The sequence below is a fragment of the Vibrio marinisediminis genome (assembly GCF_014050145.1).
GTDB lineage: Bacteria > Pseudomonadota > Gammaproteobacteria > Enterobacterales > Vibrionaceae > Vibrio > Vibrio marinisediminis.
In genome coordinates this window covers 197,715-218,530 of sequence record NZ_JACFYF010000007.1, presented here as the reverse complement: position 1 = coordinate 218,530, position 20,816 = coordinate 197,715, and the positions used below count along the sequence as shown (strand labels likewise).

The window sequence follows — 20,816 nt, the reverse complement described above, 5'->3', positions numbered from 1 at the left end:
CGCTATTTCAATGTCCAATTTTCTTTTAGATACTGAATGCACCAAGATTTTGCTTCGCCAATTTGATTACGCTTCCACGCAAGAATAATATCAATTGGAGCGGATTTGGTGCCTTCAATTTGCTTTAATTGACCTTGCTTAATCAATGATTGAGCAACCGTGATTGGAAGTGTTCCTATCCCAAGCCCTGCAACCAGTGCTTCTACTTTGGCTGCAAAATTACTCACGGTTAGACGGGGCTGTCTTTGCAAGACATTAACCGACATTGCTGGCTGTTCTCTGGCGGTATCTGCAATGGCAATAACTCGATATTTTTCACGAGCCTGTTCGTTAAACTCCCCAGCACGTTTATGCACGTAGTGGTCAGTTGCGGCAACCCAGATCATTTCTGTTTTACCAATCGATACTGATTTAATATCAAGTGGAAGCGTCTCTAGCTTAGGGCAAACCAATAAGTCTGCTCTACCCGTTTCAAGCGCCTCCCAACTTCCTGCCAATATCTCTTCTTGTAAGCGCACTCGCGTACTGCTGACATTACCCAGATCATTGACCATGGGAAATAAATTATTGATTGGAATAATCCCATCGAAGGCTATTGTAATGTCGAGTTCCCAGCCGTTGGCTAACACACTAGCATCGTTAACGAGTTTATCTGTCGCAACAAGTAACATTCGCCCACGTTCAAGAATTAGCTTTCCAGCCCCAGTAAAAACGGCTTTATGACCCGAGCGGTCAAAAATGGTGATGTCTAAATCTTGTTCAAGCTTTTGAATTTGATAACTCAATGATGAAGGAGCGCGATCGAGTTCGTTAGCGGCGGCAGCAAAACTACCTCTCCTATCAATCGCATCAAGAATATGTAAGGCTTCAAGGGTAATAGGACTTTGCAAAATCATATCCTTTGTTCTGTTAAATAGTTCCTTTGCGTCACATTACCATTCACAACTCTTGGTTGAAACTAGCAAGTCTTTAAAAACGGAGCTTTTCAACAGCCCAAAAACGACAAAAGCCAGCATTAAGCTGACTTATCTGTCTTTTCATTCAAAAAATGTAATAAAAAATGGGTTGAATGAAGGATTATTTTGAAGATGCCATCTCTTTTTTAACCATGATAGCCGCAGCTACGATGAATGCGATGATCAGACCTAACTCCATGACTTACCTCTACTTAAAAATTTTGCGGACCAAAAAAATATAAATCCCGAGTAGTTTAACAGTAAAATCCGAACATTAAACATATTAACTAAAACATTACGGTTTTTGTGAGCAATCTAACAACAAATGCCGATAATCAAGTGAAGCTAGACACAATTTAATCTATTAGGCACTTAACAATGTTAAAGAATTAACTTATCTGCTCACAACTTTACCACCTATCATCTTAAATGCGGGTACGCCACGTATAATTGTCTCTCTAGCGAACTCTTTTTCACAGTTGGGGCAAACACACGGTTCCTGTGTGAAATCTTCAATAATTCGTTCTTTAAAACACTTAACTAATGCGCCTTTGCCACCTTTTCTATATTTAAACAGCTGAAATTTACAATTGTTGCAGAAGATCTCAACGGTTTTTGAAGGCTGCTTTTTGTTTGGTTTCGCCATTTTAGCCCCCTTCACGCTTAGGTTTGACCCAAACTTGGCTAAAATCAAACCACCCTAGAGCGTTGCATTTGGCATTTTGTAGCGAACCACATTGATCTTTGCTGACACCTAACCAGCAATGAAACATAGGAATTAACTGCAGTTTTTCCGCTAGAGCTTTACCAATTTCATGGGCAGGAAATGTGGTTTCTTCCGTTTGTTGCCATTGAGTTATGACCTCGCGCCAAACTGAGAAGTCCTCACTGCGACTCATTTTCTCGATGTCGCTATAATCAAGTAACCACCCAACAATTGCATCATCACGATGGTTGGCAATGCTCATTGGCTTCACCCAAATATCAATATCACTGATGTTCGGCATTTCTAGATCATAAGTGTGCAGTTCAACATCTAACCCATCTTGCTTTAATAGTAACTCTAAGGCTTTTGCCAAGGTCGGAAACATTGGATGTTTTGCATGATAGGCGATGTTAATGGTGCGATAACTCGGTGGCGCTGTGTAGTTTGCTTGGCGGGTATGGTGGTACCAACCGGGTTTAAGACCATGTGCAGGCAACGCGCCAAGCTCAACGATTTTATCTTGTGGTAATTGCTGAAATACATTGAGAGATGACAAGCGTTGGCTAAAGTAACTTGCCCATTCGTCACTCTTAGCTAGCCCATCTCGACGGTTCAACAAAAGATAAGTACAACCCGGGTCGAGTTCAACTTCATCATTGACGACAGCTGCTTGCGGGGCGATCGGTTTAGACAAGCTTGGAAAAACCATTGAGGAATGCACGTCATCAATGACCCAAACTTCGACACTGTCGATCAACGGACGAAAGCCAAAATAGCCATCAAAGGCCTGTAATACTAAGCGTTTCTCATCGTTTTGTTGTACTTTATAAGGCCCGGTACCGATTGGAAACTGATTAAACTCTTCATTACGGCTGGTTACGGGTAACAAGATCTTAGCGCATGACTCTGCAAGTAAAATTGGCAGGTGATGATCATCGCGATCAAGATGTATATCAATTACATGTTTTTGGGTTGAGACCACTTGTTCAATATGAGAAAACAACTTTCGCGATCTTAATCCATTCAAGCTTTCAATAACCGCTTCAACCGTCAGTAAGTCACCATTATGGAAGCGAACCGCAGGACGAATATAGAAGCGCCATTGTCTTGGCGTGAGCATCTCCCATGTATGAGCAAGATCGGGGATCAGTTCTTCATTTTCATCAAGCTTAGTTAATCCACTGAATACCTGACGAACGATATGTCTTTCCGAACGGCGTATGTTTTGAAGCGGATTGAGCGCAAGCAATGGGCGATAATATGGTAAGCGAACGACTTGGCGACCTTCTTGTTGCTGTACTCCTAGGTAGCTTTCAACCACTTGAGCTAGTTTAGCGGTATCTTGATCCAATACTTTTAAGGCATGACCGACTTTACCTTCTTCAAGGTAACGGCGTGCTAAATTTTCGCTCACATCAGAGCGGCTACGCTTAAAATTCAGTTTGGATAGCTTCCCTCGACCTGGAGAAGGATGCCACTCAATCCACCCTTCCTCTTCCATTTTATTGAGGACAATACGGGCGTTGCGGCGAGTACAACAAAGAATATCGGTAATATCTTCAAGTTGGACGCCACAATCGGCACCATCATAGTGTTCGAAAAGGGTTTCGAATTGAACTCTTAAACGGGGGCTGCTCATAAAGAGGAAAACTCACAAATTTAGACTATTGTTTATTTTCCTCATTTAATTGAAAGGATCAAGTAGTTACTGTATTGCGATCCCTAATTGTGCGGCTAATTCCGAGAGTTGTTCTTGGTTATCCATTTTAATTGACCATTTTGCTTCACTACAATTTACCGCGACTACATTTGCCCCACGTCCAATCAGTTGTACGGCATCAGTTTGGGCTTGTAATGTCACCATATGTGGACCATTTAATTTGATCACCAATTCATGTGCGGTTGCAATCACTTTGCCATTTGAAAATTCGATGACCATTAAAGCATCTCTCGTGTTGGCGTACTGTTGCCTTTCGTCGAACGATGCTTCTTCACTGCGATGGTCAAACGGCTTGTACACACCAAGCGTTCACGTTCATCCGTCATATTGATCTGCCATACTTGCGTCGAAACACCAAGATGAATTGGTGTTGCCTTGCCAATGACCATTCCTGAGCGCATTGCTCTTACATGATTGGCATTAATGTCTAAACCAACACAGTATGAGTCTTCAGTTACGCAGAAATTTGCTGCTACTGAGCCTAATGTCTCAGCCAATACGACTGAAGCGCCACCGTGCAACATTCCAAGCGGCTGATGAGTGAAGTGACATACTGGCATCGTTGCACAAATATAGTTCTCACCAAGTTCGCTATACTTAATCTGTAAGTGCTCGATCATTGTGTTTTTTGACGTTTGATTAAGAAGATCGAGATTGATCTCTCGTTTCCAAATGCTCATAAATATATCCGCTTGCGTAGGTTACTGATATTGTAACCTAATGTTATGATTGTCGAACACAATCAATTTACATGGAGCGTTTTATGTCGTGGTTTAAGTTTAGTGCTCTCGCCATCGCAGCTAGCCTATCCGCATGTAGCTCATCACCAACGGGTCGGAATCAATTGTTGCTATTTTCTGACAGCGATATGAGCAGCCTTGGTGCGCAATCATTTGAGCAGATGAAGCAAAAGCAAAAAGTCAGTACAGACACTAAGCTGAACAACTATGTGCAATGTGTCGCCATGGCGGTTACACGACAGGTCCCTAGGCAGCCATCATTCCAAGACTGGGAAGTGGTGGTATTTGATAGTGACCAAGTCAACGCTTTTGCACTGCCCGGTGGTAAGATTGGGGTTTATACCGGCTTACTTAAAGTCGCAGAGAATGAAGACCAGTTAGCAACCGTCATTGGTCATGAAATTGCCCATGTTCTTGCTGATCATAGTAATGAAAGACTATCGCAATCCCAACTTGCGAATACAGGTTTGCAGATCACCAGCGTGGCACTAGGCGCATCAGAATATGCACAATATCGTGAAGCGACGATGGCGGCTTTAGGCCTAGGCGTACAGGTTGGAGTATTACTTCCTTATGGAAGAACACAAGAATCAGAAGCCGATATTGTTGGCTTAGATCTAATGGCAAAAGCGGGGTTTGACCCTCGTGAAAGCGTGACACTTTGGCACAACATGGCAAAAGCCTCACAAGGACAACAACCGCCAGAATTGCTTTCTACTCACCCTTCTCATAACACTCGTATTCGTGACTTAACACAGACGATGCAGCAACTACCAAATTACGCTACGGTAAAACCAAACTGTGGCTGATATAACAGCGGTTAGCACATAGATTAAGGGGAGCACATATGCTCCCCTTCTTATACTTTCGACAACAAATGATCTGAATTAAGTACCTAGGATTTGTAAAGGTAGCTGCAACAGTGCATCGCCAGATTGTGCGAAGTACCAAATGATAGCAACAAGACCTGTGACCAAGGCTACATACCAAGCAGCAGCAACACACTGACCATAACGATCAAGAGGCAACAGGTGGCTGGAATGTCGGTATCGCCACTCCATCAGTATTTCAAGTGTGCCCATAATCAGTAAGAACCCGAGCAAGCTCAGTCCCAACATATAGCTTAAGGCAATGCCACCGATTGCGGTCACTGTACATAAAACCAGTCCAGTAATGCTATTCAGCGAAAAGCTAATGCTTTTCAGTATATGACCACCATCCAGTGGTAAAATTGGTAGTAAATTAAACAGGTTTAAGAAGGCATTAAAAGCCGCTAAGCCGGCAAAGAACATCTCCCCTGTCAGCCAGTAGACACCAACTAAGATCAATGAAAGCAAAAAGCCAAACATCGGCCCCATAATTGAGATAACCACGTCTTGCCAGCGAGTGTTGATCTTCTCATCGGAGAGCGCAAGTCCACCAAGAAACGGAACTAGGTATATGCCTTTGGTTTTCATACCAAAATACTTCATTGCTTTGACATGACCGTATTCATGTACAACCAAGCAAGCAATCAATGCTAACGCAAACTGAAATGAAAATAACCAGGAATAGGCGGCTAAACTTGCAGACGCCAACACAACCTTAATCAGTTTTGCACTTTTGAGAGCTTTCATTCCTAGAGAAATCAGCCCTATTAAACTAAAGCGGCGCTCTTGCTTTGGTGCAATCACTGGCGTTTGCTGTTCGATATCTTTACTGCTTCGCTCGCCTTCAGCAACAAGGTTGCCATTAAGTTTTGCTGAGTAGCGGAACTGAAAAGGCTGCCATACCAGTGATACATCCAGTTGACAGTGCAGTACTTCATCCCCTTTTTGTAGATTGAAGCTATGAGAAGTCGAATCTTCCCTTTCAGCATCAGCCACTAACTGAGATACCACCTGATTATCCCAGTACAATTCTTGCCAACCAGCCATGCTACCTTCTAGCCTTAAAGGACGACCAAGAAATTCAATCGAAAGAAGCTCCAACGTTTTACCTATTAATTTGCTATATAAACGCTTTTGATTATGCCGCTTGGCACTAAAGAGGTAAAGTAATAGTGACAATATGTTACACGGTCACTCAAGCTAAGTTATTGAGATGGAGGTAAGTGTTGCCGTTTTAATCGGTTTACACTATGAAATCTCTGTTTACATCAGTTAAACCGTTGCTATACCGAATACCCCTTTTAATTAGTCGGATAAAGTGGATAATATGCCTCGTTATTAATCCCGACCATATGTGAGTCCATTATGTCTATTGAAGCTACAATGCTACAACGTTGCGAATCTAAGTGTGAACTATGTGCTGCTGAAGCACCTCTAACTGCTTATGCGGTACCACCGCACGGCCACGTAACGGTTGACCACGGCATCATGGTATGTGACAAATGTCTGGGCGAAATTGAAGAACCTAAAGACATTAACCACTGGCGTTGTCTAAGTGACAGCATGTGGAGCCAAGTAGTTCCTGTTCAAGTAACTGCATGGCGCCAGCTAACTCGTCTGAACTCAGAAAGCTGGGCTCAAGACGCGCTAGATATGATGTACATGGAAGAAGAAACCAAAAACTGGGCGATGCAAGGTATGTCTGCAGACGACAAACCATTTGATTGCAACGGCGTTGAACTTAAAAAAGGTGACGACGTAACAGTAATCAAAGACCTTCCAGTTAAAGGTACTAACCAAGTAATCAAGCAAGGCACGGTTATCCGTGGCATCAGCATTGGCGACGATCCTAAGCTTGTTTCTGGTAAAGCGAACGGCGGTCAGTCTATGTATGTAATCGCTGAATTCTGCCGTAAGAAGTAATTCTTGCCTGAGCAAAAAGAAAAGCACCTTATGGTGCTTTTCTTTTATCTGAGTGCTATATTTTACCCGTCAATCAGCTAGCTATTTTTTCAATCACTTGTTTAAGTTCATTTGTGCTTTCTTGCACCAGAACATTCATCTCATTGGTTTGCGTCATCAAATCATATGAATCGGTGTATTTGATGTTGATTGATTGTATGTTCTCGTTTATTTCCTCAGAAACATGAACTTGTTCTTCAATTGCTACTGCAATCTGTTGATTCCTATCAACAACGTCCTGAACGAGTTCTTCAAGTAACTGAATACTCTCTTGAGCTTGAATGATTGAATCCACACTGCTAGACGATTTATCATTGCCTTTTTTTAGTGCATCTACTGCTGAGTTACTTCCTACCTGAATACTTTCTATAGCGGACTTTATTTCAGTCGTCGATTCTTGAGTGCGTTGCGCTAGTGTTCTAACTTCATCAGCCACAACGGCAAAACCACGCCCCTGCTCGCCTGCTCGAGCTGCTTCAATTGCTGCGTTTAGCGCCAATAAATTGGTTTGCTCCGCAATACCATTAATGACTTCAACCACCGAGCCGATTTGATCTGTTTGTCGATTAAGATCAATCACTGTCTCCGAAATCTGTTTAAGTTCAGAAACCAGCTCCAACACGGAATGGTTAACGTTGTCGATCACTCTTCTGCTTTCACACATCGTACTTTGAGCTTGCACAGTCGCATCCGCTGTTGCTTGAGCATTTTGCGAAATCTCTGCTGATGCAGCTTGCATCTCGTTGACTGATGTAGCGACAATATCAATTTCAACTTTTTGCTCACTTAAGTTTTGCGTTACTCGTTCACTATTACTTGCCGCTTGGTCAGCATTTGTCCGAGTCTCTTGGCATGAATCCATCACTGAGATACCAACTCGTCCCAATAAGGCATTGGCATATTGCTTGCGCATTTTCATTCCAAGCTCAATTTCAGATAAGTCGTTAACGCGACCACAGTAGATGTATTCCATCAAAGGATTATTGAAATCTTTGCGGGCTTGTTTCGCGATACGCTCGATAGGACGTGTGAGTACAAAAATTGAAGCGATGGAGATAGTCGCCATCGACACAAATCCCACAATAGGTGGCTGCCCCGCTGCAATAAGTAAATTAGCAATTACAGCAGAGACCCCAATGCAAAAAGCGCTTCTCATCCATAACCGAGTTTTTGGTAGAACTAATTGCCAAGGTTTTCTATTGTTGCGAAGTTTGGCGTATGCTTTTTCTGCTCGTTGTACAAAAATTCTCTCTGGTTTAAAACGAACAGATTGGAATTCAACTATTTTGCCATTATCCATAATAGGTGAAGCGAAAGCATCGACCCAATAGTGACCGCCGCCTTTACGTTGATTTTTGACCATCCCCATCCAATGCTTTCCACTTTGTAGATGTGACCATAAATCTTTGAAAGCGGCTTTAGGCATATCGCGATGGCGTACTATGTTGTGAGGTTTACCATTTAGTTCACCATCTTCATAACCGGCAACTTCATTGAAATGGCGACTTGCGTATTTGATGTGACTCGAGGGGTCGGTGATAGAAATTAGATTGTAACTTGCCGGGTAGTCATATTCCATTTCGCTCATATTTATTATCCTTACCAAAATCAACGTTCAACAGATAGCAACTAATTGCATAATGTGTCTTGGTAAGAATAGAGCAAAATTGGTAAAAAAAAGTACCTAACGCCACTAAAGTGTGGCAAGCATACCTAACCTACTAATTAGATTGAGTTGTTTGTATAAAAAAAACGCCGACACATTTGTCGGCGCTCTTTATTTTGTCACTTATCGATATAGACCAATGTCTTTTTGCATATGTCCTGACAACTCACTAGCGTAATGAGTGCGAGGCTCCGCTCGGTCAGTAAACAAGATATCTAATAGGTGTACAACCAATCCTTTGATGTTAACCGAGTAGGTTTTTCTTTCCTTAGAGATAGGTGAAATAATGGTGTTAGCGTCAAGAACCTGTGCCATGCGCGCCTCTCTTAAATTCGGATAACTTTCGACAAACAAATATTAGCCATTTTTATTTTTCTCAAATAATGACAAAATTTCTTTTGCAAGATTAGTTTTTCTTATGTAACAGCGCATTAACATTTCCATTTTGAGAATATGCTTTATTCATGACGCCACCCAGTTAAAAGTGCATAACTAATGAATAAATATGTAGACACAAAAAAGCACCAAGCAGTTTGTTAACAATGCATTCACAGATGCACATTACAACTACGAGGTGCTAATCACACTTTAATTTGTTGAGATTAAAGTAATTATTGAGCTACTTGAGTTTGGCTTCGTTGCTTCATCACAGAAGCAACTATTGCTACTGTCATTGTAATCAATAGTACCAATAAAGAGACTGGCGTTGGGATTGCCCAAGCAGTTCCGACCAATAACATCTTAATACCGATGAAAATCATGATGAATGATAGAGCAGGTTTAAGATAAATAAACTTATCCATCATACCTTGTAGTACAAAGTAAAGTGAGCGCAAACCCAGTAATGCAAAGACATTCGCCGCCAATACTAAAAATGGTTCACGAGTGACTGCAAAAATCGCCGGTATAGAATCTAATGCGAACATCACATCCATAAAGGCAATCACACCGATGACGATCATCATAGGGGTGACACAGCGTTTACCATTTTCAATAACAGTTAATGCATTCTCACGGTAACCATCAGTTACTGTGGCGAATTTGCGAATAATCTTTTCCGGTAGAGGGTTAACTTCTTCCTCTTCACCTTTGTCGCGTGCCAATTGGATACCCGTCCAAATCAAGAATGCAGCAAAGATGTAAAGAATCCAGTGATATTGAGCAAGTAACTGCGCTCCAACAGCAATCATGATTGCGCGTAAGATGAGCGCTCCAATGACACCCCATAGTAGTGCTCGTGGGCGTAGGTGCTCAGGAACTGAATATTGAGTAAAGATAATTGCGAAGACAAATAAGTTATCGACACTGAGTGACTTTTCTAGCAAGTAACCCGTTAGAAACGAAACGGTGGCTTTTTCGGCTGTATAGCTGCTTCCTGGAGCATAAATATCCCAGAAGAAGTAGATAGAACCTGCGAAAACAAATGCAAGCACAAACCAGAATACGCTCCAGATTGCCGCTTTACGGATAGTGATGTTACCACCGCGAGTTTGCCAGATATCTAGCGCAACTAACGTCAGTGTAAGAATGGCGAAGCCAATATAAGTAGACGGGGTCATACGTCCTCCAAAAAACGGAGGGATCACGATTAAACACAACGATCCCTACCGCAAACAAACGATTTCCTTCCCTTTTAGGAAAGAGAATTTGATTACGTTGGTCTCGTCGAAGCGCATAACGCTTATACTTACCGGAAAGGCATGAAACCTAACGAGATGACGATAAGTAAACCAGAGGCGACTACTCCCCAAACGAAGCGGATTGTATGACTCAAATCCCAATTTTGCAACTGGAAAAAACCAAATGACAAGAAACACATTTTTAATTAAAAATGTGAATGACTCTGACTTAAACATCAACAGAATACATCGATTACTCTAGAGACAAAAAGGCTCTCATTTTGAGAGCCTTTGCGTTCTTTTTTTAAATTGTATCAATGAATCATTGCGACTGACTTAGAATTGGTATGCAGCCGAAAGCTTATAGCTACGACCCGGTTCGTAATCATCAAATGTTGTCGTGAACCTCGTTCCTGAACGGGATGCATGCGACGTATAAAGTTCATCAAATACATTATCGATGCCGAACGTCACTGAGAGTCCATCGATATGTGACGGCACCCACTGAGCGTACAGGTTATGTACATTGTAGCTCTCTTTAGCTGGCTGACCGTCGAACACATTGTCTTCTTCACGCACAAAAATTGATGTCCAACCAAAAACACTATCAAGCGAGTCTGATTGATAATCAAAAGCCAGCGCAATGCTGTCACCCATGTCAATACTGCGACCATTTCCGCCAGCGACCGGATCACCATTAAGACTATTTTTGGTGTCTGACTTAGAGTATGAGAGTTTGCTGTTGAAATTTTGGTAACCATACGAGGCACTTGCTTCAAAGCCTTTTATCTCGACATCGCCTAAATTGTAAATTAAGTATGTGGTCGGCGTACCCTGCGGTTTATCAGCTATATAGTCATCAATATCTGTTTGAAACACTGTCAGATTGGCGCCAAAGCTATGAGCTCTAACCTGCTTGTCAAAACGAATACCGCCTTGTGTATTCTGCCCCGTCTCTGCTCGTAGTCCTTCATCAAGAAAAGCAACCTTCTGGTAGGCAATAAACGTTTCTAGTAGTTCGGGACCTTTAAACAGCGAGCGTGTGCTTGCGAACAGTGTCCAATCTTGTGCGATTTGCCATTCTGTTGCGAGTGCCCAAGTAACGGCATCAAAATTATCTGTTGCTGTGACTGCTTTACGTTTGTAATCGTCGTATCGTAAACCTGCTGTGATTGAAAATGAGTCAGTTAGAAACAGTTGGTCTTCAACAAATACTGCGGTAGAAACCGTTGATTCTTCCACGTACTTACTTGCGCCGTAATAGCTTGCGGTCGTTTTATCGATATAGTCAAACCCGTAAGTCATACGATTGTCTAACTGGGCAATTGCGAGATCGGATTGGAATTTGCCATTCAACCCAAAGTTTTGGTTCTTAGCCGTGTTTTCATACAAACGATTTGGATGCCATCTTCCGGCAGCCATTACCGACTCATCACGTATTATCTGTGTCTCCGTATTATAAAGCGTCACCTTACCTTGGTGTTTTTCTGCGTTTAACTCATAACTTAAAGTGAAGGTATCTCTGTCATAATTGGTCGGAATGAGTAAGTCATTAGACAGACCTTTATTTGCGCTGCCTGACATGTCAGGACGAGGGCTATAGTCGCCACTGTCACGGTAAAGATCGTATGAAAACTCTAAACGGTGAACCTCGCCTAATTGATAGCCGATTTTAGTCAGTATATTGTAAACATCCCCTTCCGACCCAAACGTTTGATTACCATCACCATCTTTAAAATCGTCACGGGTTACGTAGTGTCCATAGACCATGGCATCAACATTTTCCGATAGAAGCCCGTATAGCGTAAGCGAACCTTGTTGATTGTCGTTGGATGCATAGCCACCATAAATACGTGCACCAAAATCTTCATCATAGCGCAGTAAATCCCGAGCATCTTTGGTTTCAAAGTAGACCGAGCCACCCAAGCCACTTTGGGTTACCGAATTATTACCAACTTGAATATCTGCAGATTTTAGAATATCTGGATTCAAGGTCAGATTACCGATGTGGTGAAACATATTGGCATGCTGTGACGCGCCATCTAAACGAATATCTAATTCTGTTTCACCTAAACCTCGGATGGTAATTCTTTGATTAACCGAGTGTGTTCCCCCAACGTCTACCCCTGGGATATCACGCAACAAATCCGACATGTGGTCGGCTTGTTTGAGTGACATGTCATCAGCAAATATCGATTCAGTGTTACTCGACACCTTAGTTCCCCATACCACAATATCTTCAATATCTGATTGAGGTATTTGCGCAAGAGCTGGGTTGGCAAGAGCCGCACCTATCGATAAACAGATGATTGAACGCTTTATTGGCGCGTGAATTTGGCTTTCCATGAACACTTTCCCTAATGACAATGATAATAATTCTCATCTATGGTAAGGTCGATTGCTATTAATAAAAAGATGATTCACTTATGTAAAATCGCATAGGTGTTATGAGGAATTACAAGATGGCTGTAATAAGCAAGAAACGGACTAAACTTGCCAAAGTAGCTCTAACCCAAAAACTAGAAGAGACTGAAAAACAGATCATTGTTTCACATGGACAAGCCAAGCCGACTCACTTGGCTGAAGGTAATTTTTTATCCTACCAATATGATGAACAGGTTTTTATTCATGGTGGTCACTGTACGGAACTGGTCGACTCGCATATCGTGTCGACTGCCCATTCGGCACTGCTCATTACCATATTGCTTGAAGGTACCCTTTCATTTGGGTATGGCGACTTACAGTTTGATTTATCGGCAAAAAATGGTCCACAAGGCGTAGTTGTTAACATTGCAAAGCCTGCTAACTTTTACCGTTCTTTAAGTCGAAATAATCAAATGTGCAAGGTTAATATATTGATCAAACCTAAATGGTTACAATCCCGAATGAATGGGAATGACAGAGGAAATCTCTTTCTTGATATTCATCAAGCCTTCTATCGGTTGGAACTGCATCAGCCATTAATTGATTTAGTTAATACGCTGGCGCACCGAGAAAGCCCTAAAATATTGAAAGATAAAGTCGAAATTGAGAGTTTAACCAGCCAAATACTGGCTTATGTATTGGCACAATTGCCAGAAGATTGTGATAAGGGAAATAGCACAGCGGTAGATACGCCAGACGCACGTATTGAAGATGTCATTAGTTATATAGAAACCCACCTTGATCATCCTCTTACACTCGATAAGCTTGCAAAAAAATTTTCCATGAGTGTATCCAACCTACAACGTCGGTTTAAACAAGCGTTAAACATCACGGTTAATGAGTATATACGCCACCGCAGATTAGCAATTGCGCGGCAGCATCTGGAACGAGGTTTGGTGACAATCACTGAAGCGGCTTATGAAGCGGGTTATCAGCACCCTTCAAATTTTACCAATGCGTTTAAAAAGCTATTTGGCGTTCCGCCACAAGCTATAGAAAAAATCAATTAACTCAATAGTAATCGATTCATATCTCAGTATTTAGAACGGTCATACAAAAATCAAAAAGGAGCAAATCAATGCTCCTTTTTACTACATACCACCATTAGGTATGGCGTAGACCATCACCATCCAGATTGATACCCAACTGATGACGACGGCAACATCGATCCAGTCTTTACTCCACATAATGACTCCCTTTTCATTGGTTTAGGATCAAATGAATCAAGAAGTCATGAGCAAATAACGTACCAACAGGTTGTTCTTTAGCCGTTATCGTCCGAAATTTGCGGTTTATACGCAAGAATTTCAGGTTTTTCACTTAAATATTGAATAAAGCAGTCTGCCATCGAAAAATGGGTTACCTGCCCTTCTCCTACCATATTGAGTATGGCTTCATACCCTTCTTTGCCTTTCATGGTGTATGCCGAAGACGTCCCGGTGTAACAGCGTTCGGCCTCAATTGACCGCCATTCGCCGCCATTCAATATCTCTATGCTTGTTATACGTTCACCGGCACGAGCTAACGCGTCATAATGAAAGCGCAAATTGGCTGTATAAGGATAAGAGCCTGATCCTGTGCCATCGACCCCATTATTGGTTGCATTGTTGATCGAACCTTCGATAATTTGAGCAATATATTTGCCCTTTATCTGGTAATAGCCAATCGGCACCAAAAACGGCAATACTTTTCCGGCGATATCGGCAACTGAAATGCGCCCTGGATTGAGCGAGTTTCTCACTCCTCCCGCATTATGAATAGCAAATTCGATATCATGACCTTGCTGAATCAACGTATACATGAACGATTCGGCAACAAGTGGTGCTATATCACTACCACCTTGCTCTCCGGGAATTCGAACATGGCGAAGCTTGCGTTTGGTATTGGCGATATAAGTTTGCTGCAATACGCTTACACGAGCCTGGTATCTTTCTCTAAGTATCAGTTTAATCGTAGGGTCTTTGCGACAAACCGTGACATTTGGATGGTTATCAACCAGAGACTTAATTCGGTGATAGTCAATATCCTGCCAAGACTGACTGCGGCTCGTATCTACGAACAGTCGACGCCCTAACAGCAGCTCATTTTTACCTTCAAAATGGCTAATACGACCATATTGGTCAAACTCGATATCACAATGACCTAACGCTAAAGCATGAAAACCTGCCTGTACGACGTGGGTATCTTTAACTTTTATTCCATAGGGGTCACTGTTACCTAGACCTAGCGCCGAGAAATCACCTTGAAGAACGTGACTGTGTCCACCAACAATAAGTGAAACCCCGTCGACATGATTGGCAAAATCAAGGTCTGCCTCATAGCCCATATGGCTAAGAAGTATGATCTTGTTGATACCGGCTTTATGTATCTCTTTTACCGTATTTCGCGCAGTTTGAATGGTATTAACAAAGGGGGTATCCACATCTGGGTTAGAGATGTCTGCCATTTTATCGAGAGCAAGGGCAAAAATCGCGATCGGTTCTTGATCAACATGCTTCACGATCCATTGCGCTGATTGTGTGCTTGGCTTGTAGCTATATACGCTCGGGTTGCCACTCAACGTGACTGACTTATTACTAAGTTCGTTTGATAAATCCCAGTTACCAGCCAATAACGGAAAATCGATTCGATTAGCAAATTCGGCGACAGGTAAGTTGCCCATGTCTAATTCATGATTTCCCACCGCCATAGCATCTAAGCCCAATTGATTGAGCAATGTTGAATTGGCTTCGCCCTTAAACAAAGAGTAATACAGTGTGCCTTGAAAGCAGTCACCGGCGTGTAGAAACAAAAAGCCCTGCTGATTAGAAAAGGCTTGCTGCTTTAAATCTTCGACTCGAGTTTTGATTCGAGCAAATCCACCAGCACTAACGAAGGGGCTCGATTCTGTCTCGTCTATATTTATATTAAGTTGTAGTGACGTCGGTTCAAAGTACGAGTGTGTGTCATTTATGTGAGCCAATTTCAAACGGATGGCCCTACTTTTTATCATTGTCATATCTCTCTCACTATTCAGCGCCATGCTAACTCATTCTTTATGACAAATTCATTACTTTTTGAGGAATATTTTTATTCACCACACAACTGTGACATAAGCGTATGCTTATATTGAATTTTTCTTTTATGCTTACTATGTAATAGACAATAAGCTGAGGTGAAATCTATGCTGTTAGAGCGAATTGAAATTGCCGGTTTTAGGGGAATCAAACGACTCTCGATTTCCTTCGACCAGCTGACGGCTTTGATTGGGGAAAACACCTGGGGTAAATCGTCACTACTCGATACTTTATCCGTTGCATTGCCCCCTGATGGGGTTCCCTACCAATTTGAGATGGCAGACTTTCATGTTGATCACTCTATTTCTCATCCTCAAACGCAAGATCTACAAATTGTCCTAGCCTTAGTCGCCAATGATACCCGCGAAATGCAGTCTCGGCGTTATCGAAAAATTCGACCAATATGGGTAACCGACTCAGAAGATGTACATCGGATCTACTACCGCATTAGTGCCAGTAGAGAGCAATATGACATCGAAACGCATTATGATTTCCTTGATAGAGATGGCAATCCGTTAGCCTTACACCACACAGAAAAAATTGCACAAGAATTGATGTCATTGCACCCTGTTATTCGCCTTAAAGACTCTCGCCGCTTTGAGCGAACGGGTGACTCTAACGGTAGTTTCAATGAAAGAATAGAGAAAAGGATCAATAACACTTGTCGACGTTTGATGGCGATTCCCGGTCATGTGAACAAAGGTGAAATGCGCAGTAGCTTAAAATCGATGGGGATGTTGGTTGAGCACTACTTTTCTTTTAAATCTAACAACCGCATGGTACATAACCAACCGCGTGATGGCATATTCTACGCGAGAAAATCAGATTCTATTTCAATCAGTGATTACGTTGAACAATCAAACAACAAACAGACTCGGTTATTGCTTCTGGGCTTGCTAAACGCCTACCTGCAAGCCAAAGGGCCGAATCGGTTACGTAAAGGCGCTCGCCCTATACTGATCATTGAAGACCCTGAAGGTCGTTTGCATCCTACTCAACTTGCTCGCGCATGGGGTTTGTTGCAACTGCTACCAATGCAAAAGATCCTTACCACCAACAGTGGTGATCTTCTCGCGCAACTTCCTATTCATTGCATTCGTCGCTTGGTGCGTCAATCTGACAAGACTATTTGTACCAGTTTGGTCACTCAAGGATTGTCTCGAGATGAACTACGTAGAGTTGGATTCCATCTTCGCTTTCACCGGTCCGGCGCACTATTTGCGCGCTGTTGGTTGCTGGTAGAGGGAGAGACAGAAGTTTGGTTGTTTAATGAACTGGCTAATCAGTGTGGCTATAACCTTGCTGCCGAAGGGGTGCAGATCATCGAATTTGCCCAATCTGGATTAAAATCATTACTAAAAGTGGCCAAAGCATTTGGAATTGATTGGCATGTAGTTACTGATGGTGATCCCGCAGGGAAAAAATACGCAGCTACGGTTAGAGCACGATTAGGGCATGACCAAGAAAGACATCGATTAACGGAGTTACCCGATAAAGATATTGAACATTACCTTTATCACAATGGTTTTGAACCTTTTTTCCGCGATATGGTGAAAATCCCTCTGGATCATCCAATCCCCGCGAAAAAAGTGGTTAATCGAGTACTGAAAAAGTATGCCAAACCCGATTTAGCCTTAGCCATTGTTTCGCATTGCGAAGAGAAAGGTCTCGAATGCATTCCGTTGTTATTGCGTTGGACACTTAAACGCGTGGTGACAATGGCAAATGGCAATACGTAGAAAGCCATCCGTCCTACTTAAGGCTCGGCAATCTTTAAGCGATTGCCGACTCATCAATTTTATTGAATCGGCTGTGCAGCCATAATCCGCTTCGTTTCATCGTGTAGCCAAACAACCCGCCAAGCACCAATGATGGAACCACTATTTTCCAGTCCCCATTAGCAGCGAACGTCGCGCACGAACCAATGAACGTGCCTGGAATATACGCAAGCCAAGACTGCTTTGCCTGCAAGCACATGAACAGCGTGACAACCCCGGTAAGTACATACGCCATGATATCAAGAGAGATGTACTCACCGCCTTTCATGATCATCAATGCCCAAAAGACACCACTTAAATTAGTGATAAGGCTTATCAATAATCCTTTGGCACCTTCGTAGGGCGCGGCAAAGTAACTGGTACAACCTAGAAAACCAGCCCAAGCTAATAACCCAAAGCAGATTGCGACCCAGCCCCATACTGCTGAAAGTATTGCTGTGGTGACTGAAATTGCTACTAATGCGCTCATGGTGGTTCTCTATGTCATTGGGTATCTGCGCCAAACTATAGTGACAAACAACGGTAGTTTCACAATGTAAATCACAGTTTTCATGTTTCATTGATAGTCAATTGCATCAATATGATTACGCAATCGATTCAACAACAGAATTGGTAAATAAAAAAGCCCAAGCGGTTTAGGCTTGAGCTTGTCCACTTGCAGACAATTGAGCAACTAGAAGACAGATTTTCCCTTCATCATGCGCAATCCTTCCCTCTTAATACATTCAACCAGTGGGTTTTCAATCATATCGGCTCGCCATACAAAAGAAAGCGTTCTGTCCATACTTAGCTCAGGGACATCTAACGCAACTAACATCCCACTTTCAATGAAACGTTCAACATCCAGATAAGGTAAACACGTGACATACTGACCATTAGCGACCATGCTTCTTAAAACCGGTACGTGCTCGTATTCGCGCCATACATCTAAATCTTCAATCAAATGATGAATGGAACTATCAAAAATCATACGAGTACCTGAACCATGTTCCCTCAGTACCCATTTAGCTTGCTCTAGTTGTGACAGGGTCACTCTATCTGCTTTAGCAAAGGGATGGTGTGCGGATGCTACGACTGTTAAATGGTCTCTGCACCAAATTTCTTGGTGTAAACGGTTGTCGTCGCAGCGTCCCTCAATAATGCCAATATCGTATTTGTAATCAATCAATCCCTGTAAAACATTGTCCGTACTTTGCACATTGAGCTTGATGCGTAACTCTGGAAAGTCACTATCAATTCTACTGATAAGATCAGGAATCAAATGTTCTGCCGGCGTTTGACTGGCGCCGATACACAACTCACCACTCAATAAATGCTGCTCAATAAAGCCCATTTCTATTTGTTGCGCATCTTGCAAAAGTCGTTTTGCCTTAGGCCTAAGCCAATTTCCCCAGTGGGTCAAAGCCATTTGCTTGCCCTGCCGTTCAAATAACGGCCTCCCTAGCATTTTTTCTAATTGAGCCAGTGACATACTAGTTGCTGATTGGGTTAGTGCGAGTTTATCTGCCGCCAAACTGACACTTCCAGTGTTAGCCACCGCATCAAATACAGCCAGTTGCTTTAATGAATAACGCATGACACTCCTTATCGTTCTTACGTTAATAACCTAATAAATAGGTGTGCTTAATAAGCATCCACATTCATTCTACTGACTAAAATTTAGTTATCAAATTTTCTGATGAGATTTGTCAAATTTATCAATTTTACTTCTATCCGTCTCACACTTAATCTGAAATGGCGATGCAGAACAAGGCTCGCAAATAATCATAAGGAGGTAAATTATGGAACACATGACTAGGAGCGCGTATGTCATCTGAACACGCTAATAATCAATGTTTTTCACCAGTTGAAATGATGGCAGAAGCTGAAAAGTTTGCATTGAGTAAAGCCAAAAAAAATACTGGTATGACTTTAAGCTTGGCAGTTATGGCAGGTGCATTTATTGGGCTCGCTTTTCTTTTCTATATCACAGTGACAACCGGCGCTGCCGATTCCGGCTGGGGATTGAGCCGCTTAGCGGGGGGATTAGCATTTAGTATGGGACTAATTCTAATTGTGATATGCGGAGGCGAGCTGTTTACCAGTTCTGTGCTTTCAAGCATTTCATGGGCAAATAAACAGATTAGTTTCGGCAAGATGCTATCAATTTGGGGCAAAGTCTATGTTGGTAACTTTATTGGCGCAATGTTGCTACTAGTTATAGTGGCGGCGGCAGGGCTATACCAATTGGACCATGGTCAATGGGGTTTAAACGCACTGAATATTGCTCAACATAAATTGCACCATACACCTGTACAAGCATTTGCGTTAGGCATTCTTTGTAACCTTTTAGTTTGTCTAGCGATATGGCTAACATTTTGTAGCGCTAATGCGATGACAAAAGCCGCTATGACTATCTTGCCAGTGGCTATGTTTGTCTCTAGTGGTTTTGAACACTGCGTGGCGAATATGTTTATGGTGCCGCTGGGCATCACGATTCAAAATTTTGCACCTGAAGCTTTTTGGACTATGACTGGTGCTTCAGCTGCTCAATATGCAGACCTTAATATCATGCAGTTTATTACTGCGAACTTAATACCTGTGACATTCGGCAATATTGTTGGTGGCGCTGTACTAGTCGGGCTAGCGAACTGGTGCATCTATCGTCGTCCTCAATTAAAGGCAACCAATATTTCAACGATTACAACTACCGCTAACATTGCGTCAGTTAAGGAGAACACCATGAACAGCAATATCATCGTTAAAAACATTATGAACACTCAACCTATTACACTAAGTGCAGATATGACAACACCGAAAGCTATCGACCACTTAGTTTCCCACCACGAAGTCAGTGCACCAGTTACTGATGTACAAGGTCGACTTGTTGGATTCTTTTCTGTACACGATGTAATGGTTGATTTGTGGTGCCAAGACTACATTCCAACCAAAGGGCAAAAAGTCGTTGATTTGATGTCTCGTGACGTTGTCGCAATCGATGCGAATGACAAGCTGGTTGATGTTGCTGAATATCTATGTATCGATAAAGAGCAGCTCTATCCAACGACATCTATGGGTATTGCTACTCGCTTCTCAACCTTATCATTAGAAGAAAGAGCGAAAAGCATTAAAGTTAATAAGCCGCATACTCTTCCAGTGCTTGAAGACGGACAAATGGTTGGTGTGATTAACCGATTGGATGTACTTGAAGCTCTCCGCTCAGTTTACGGCAAGCCAGTTGAAGTATTAGAGACTCATCAACAGTCTGCATAGATTGAAAAAGCGCCTAGAAATAGGCGCTTTTTTTACACGTACTTTTTTACACATATTAACAGTTAACG

The 20,816-nt window shown here is 42.3% G+C and carries 18 protein-coding genes; 5 read left to right on the top strand and 13 right to left on the bottom strand.

Features of this window, described 5'->3' with window-relative positions; translation table 11 throughout:
- Positions 1-2 precede the first annotated feature (2 nt).
- The 5 genes from H2O73_RS13050 to H2O73_RS13030 form a co-directional block, all read right to left on the bottom strand.
- Positions 3-890 (bottom strand): LysR family transcriptional regulator, encoded by an 888-nt coding sequence (locus tag H2O73_RS13050; protein ID WP_182109297.1) that lies wholly within the window; start codon positions 888-890, stop codon positions 3-5.
- 460 nt (positions 891-1,350) lie between these two features.
- On the bottom strand, positions 1,351-1,602 hold the full coding sequence (locus H2O73_RS13045) for a hypothetical protein (protein ID WP_182109296.1): 252 nt from the start codon (positions 1,600-1,602) through the stop codon (positions 1,351-1,353).
- A gap of 1 nt (position 1,603) precedes the next feature.
- Positions 1,604-3,301: an SgrR family transcriptional regulator gene (locus H2O73_RS13040; RefSeq protein WP_182109295.1), complete on the bottom strand. Its 1,698-nt coding sequence runs from the start codon at positions 3,299-3,301 to the stop codon at positions 1,604-1,606.
- Positions 3,302-3,367: 66 nt separating this feature from the next.
- Entirely contained in the window at positions 3,368-3,601 is a 234-nt protein-coding gene (locus H2O73_RS13035) for a DUF3389 domain-containing protein (RefSeq protein WP_182109294.1), read from the bottom strand.
- The gene (locus H2O73_RS13030) at positions 3,601-4,062 is read right to left on the bottom strand and encodes a hotdog fold thioesterase (RefSeq protein WP_182109293.1); all 462 of its coding nucleotides are present in this window, start codon (positions 4,060-4,062) and stop codon (positions 3,601-3,603) included. Before H2O73_RS13030 ends, H2O73_RS13035 begins: the two co-directional genes overlap by 1 nt.
- Positions 4,063-4,145: 83 nt before the next feature.
- Here H2O73_RS13030 and H2O73_RS13025 point away from each other — a divergent pair, with 83 nt between their 5' ends.
- Positions 4,146-4,931: a M48 family metallopeptidase gene (locus H2O73_RS13025; protein ID WP_182109292.1), complete on the top strand. Its 786-nt coding sequence runs from the start codon at positions 4,146-4,148 to the stop codon at positions 4,929-4,931.
- Positions 4,932-5,009: 78 nt separating this feature from the next.
- Here H2O73_RS13025 and H2O73_RS13020 read toward each other — a convergent pair whose 3' ends face one another.
- On the bottom strand, positions 5,010-6,092 hold the full coding sequence (locus tag H2O73_RS13020) for a site-2 protease family protein (protein ID WP_182109291.1): 1,083 nt from the start codon (positions 6,090-6,092) through the stop codon (positions 5,010-5,012).
- Between the two features lie 264 nt (positions 6,093-6,356).
- Between H2O73_RS13020 and H2O73_RS13015 the strand changes: the two genes are divergently transcribed.
- Positions 6,357-6,914, top strand: a complete 558-nt coding sequence (locus tag H2O73_RS13015; RefSeq protein WP_182109290.1) for a PhnA domain-containing protein — start codon at positions 6,357-6,359, stop codon at positions 6,912-6,914.
- Positions 6,915-6,987: 73 nt separating this feature from the next.
- Here H2O73_RS13015 and H2O73_RS13010 read toward each other — a convergent pair whose 3' ends face one another.
- The 4 genes from H2O73_RS13010 to H2O73_RS12995 all read right to left on the bottom strand — a co-directional run bounded on the left by H2O73_RS13010 (position 6,988) and on the right by H2O73_RS12995 (position 12,584).
- Positions 6,988-8,541, bottom strand: a complete 1,554-nt coding sequence (locus H2O73_RS13010) for a methyl-accepting chemotaxis protein (RefSeq protein ID WP_182109289.1) — start codon at positions 8,539-8,541, stop codon at positions 6,988-6,990.
- A gap of 201 nt (positions 8,542-8,742) precedes the next feature.
- Positions 8,743-8,934, bottom strand: a complete 192-nt coding sequence (locus H2O73_RS13005) for a hypothetical protein (RefSeq protein ID WP_182109288.1) — start codon at positions 8,932-8,934, stop codon at positions 8,743-8,745.
- Between the two features lie 296 nt (positions 8,935-9,230).
- Positions 9,231-10,178 carry a TerC/Alx family metal homeostasis membrane protein gene (locus H2O73_RS13000; protein ID WP_182109287.1) on the bottom strand — a complete coding sequence of 316 codons (948 nt, stop codon included), beginning with the start codon at positions 10,176-10,178 and terminating at the stop codon, positions 9,231-9,233.
- Positions 10,179-10,574: 396 nt separating this feature from the next.
- A complete protein-coding gene (locus H2O73_RS12995; RefSeq protein WP_182109286.1) occupies positions 10,575-12,584 on the bottom strand; it encodes a TonB-dependent siderophore receptor in 2,010 nt (669 codons plus the stop codon).
- Positions 12,585-12,700: 116 nt separating this feature from the next.
- Here H2O73_RS12995 and H2O73_RS12990 point away from each other — a divergent pair, with 116 nt between their 5' ends.
- Positions 12,701-13,672 (top strand): helix-turn-helix domain-containing protein, encoded by a 972-nt coding sequence (locus tag H2O73_RS12990; protein ID WP_182109285.1) that lies wholly within the window; start codon positions 12,701-12,703, stop codon positions 13,670-13,672.
- Between the two features lie 254 nt (positions 13,673-13,926).
- Here H2O73_RS12990 and H2O73_RS12985 read toward each other — a convergent pair whose 3' ends face one another.
- Positions 13,927-15,660 (bottom strand): bifunctional metallophosphatase/5'-nucleotidase, encoded by a 1,734-nt coding sequence (locus tag H2O73_RS12985; protein ID WP_182109284.1) that lies wholly within the window; start codon positions 15,658-15,660, stop codon positions 13,927-13,929.
- A 165-nt stretch (positions 15,661-15,825) separates the two neighbouring features.
- Between H2O73_RS12985 and H2O73_RS12980 the strand changes: the two genes are divergently transcribed.
- The gene (locus H2O73_RS12980) at positions 15,826-17,457 is read left to right on the top strand and encodes an ATP-dependent endonuclease (RefSeq protein WP_182109283.1); all 1,632 of its coding nucleotides are present in this window, start codon (positions 15,826-15,828) and stop codon (positions 17,455-17,457) included.
- 34 nt (positions 17,458-17,491) lie between these two features.
- On the opposite strand, the gene H2O73_RS12975 is transcribed toward H2O73_RS12980, so the two are convergent.
- The gene (locus tag H2O73_RS12975; RefSeq protein ID WP_182109282.1) at positions 17,492-17,965 is read right to left on the bottom strand and encodes a DUF1097 domain-containing protein; all 474 of its coding nucleotides are present in this window, start codon (positions 17,963-17,965) and stop codon (positions 17,492-17,494) included.
- 204 nt (positions 17,966-18,169) lie between these two features.
- On the bottom strand, positions 18,170-19,072 hold the full coding sequence (locus H2O73_RS12970; RefSeq protein WP_182109281.1) for a LysR substrate-binding domain-containing protein: 903 nt from the start codon (positions 19,070-19,072) through the stop codon (positions 18,170-18,172).
- 230 nt (positions 19,073-19,302) lie between these two features.
- Between H2O73_RS12970 and focA the strand changes: the two genes are divergently transcribed.
- Positions 19,303-20,748, top strand: coding sequence for a formate transporter FocA (gene focA, locus H2O73_RS12965; protein ID WP_182109280.1), 1,446 nt, complete (start codon positions 19,303-19,305; stop codon positions 20,746-20,748).
- The last annotated feature ends 68 nt before the right edge of the window (positions 20,749-20,816 follow it).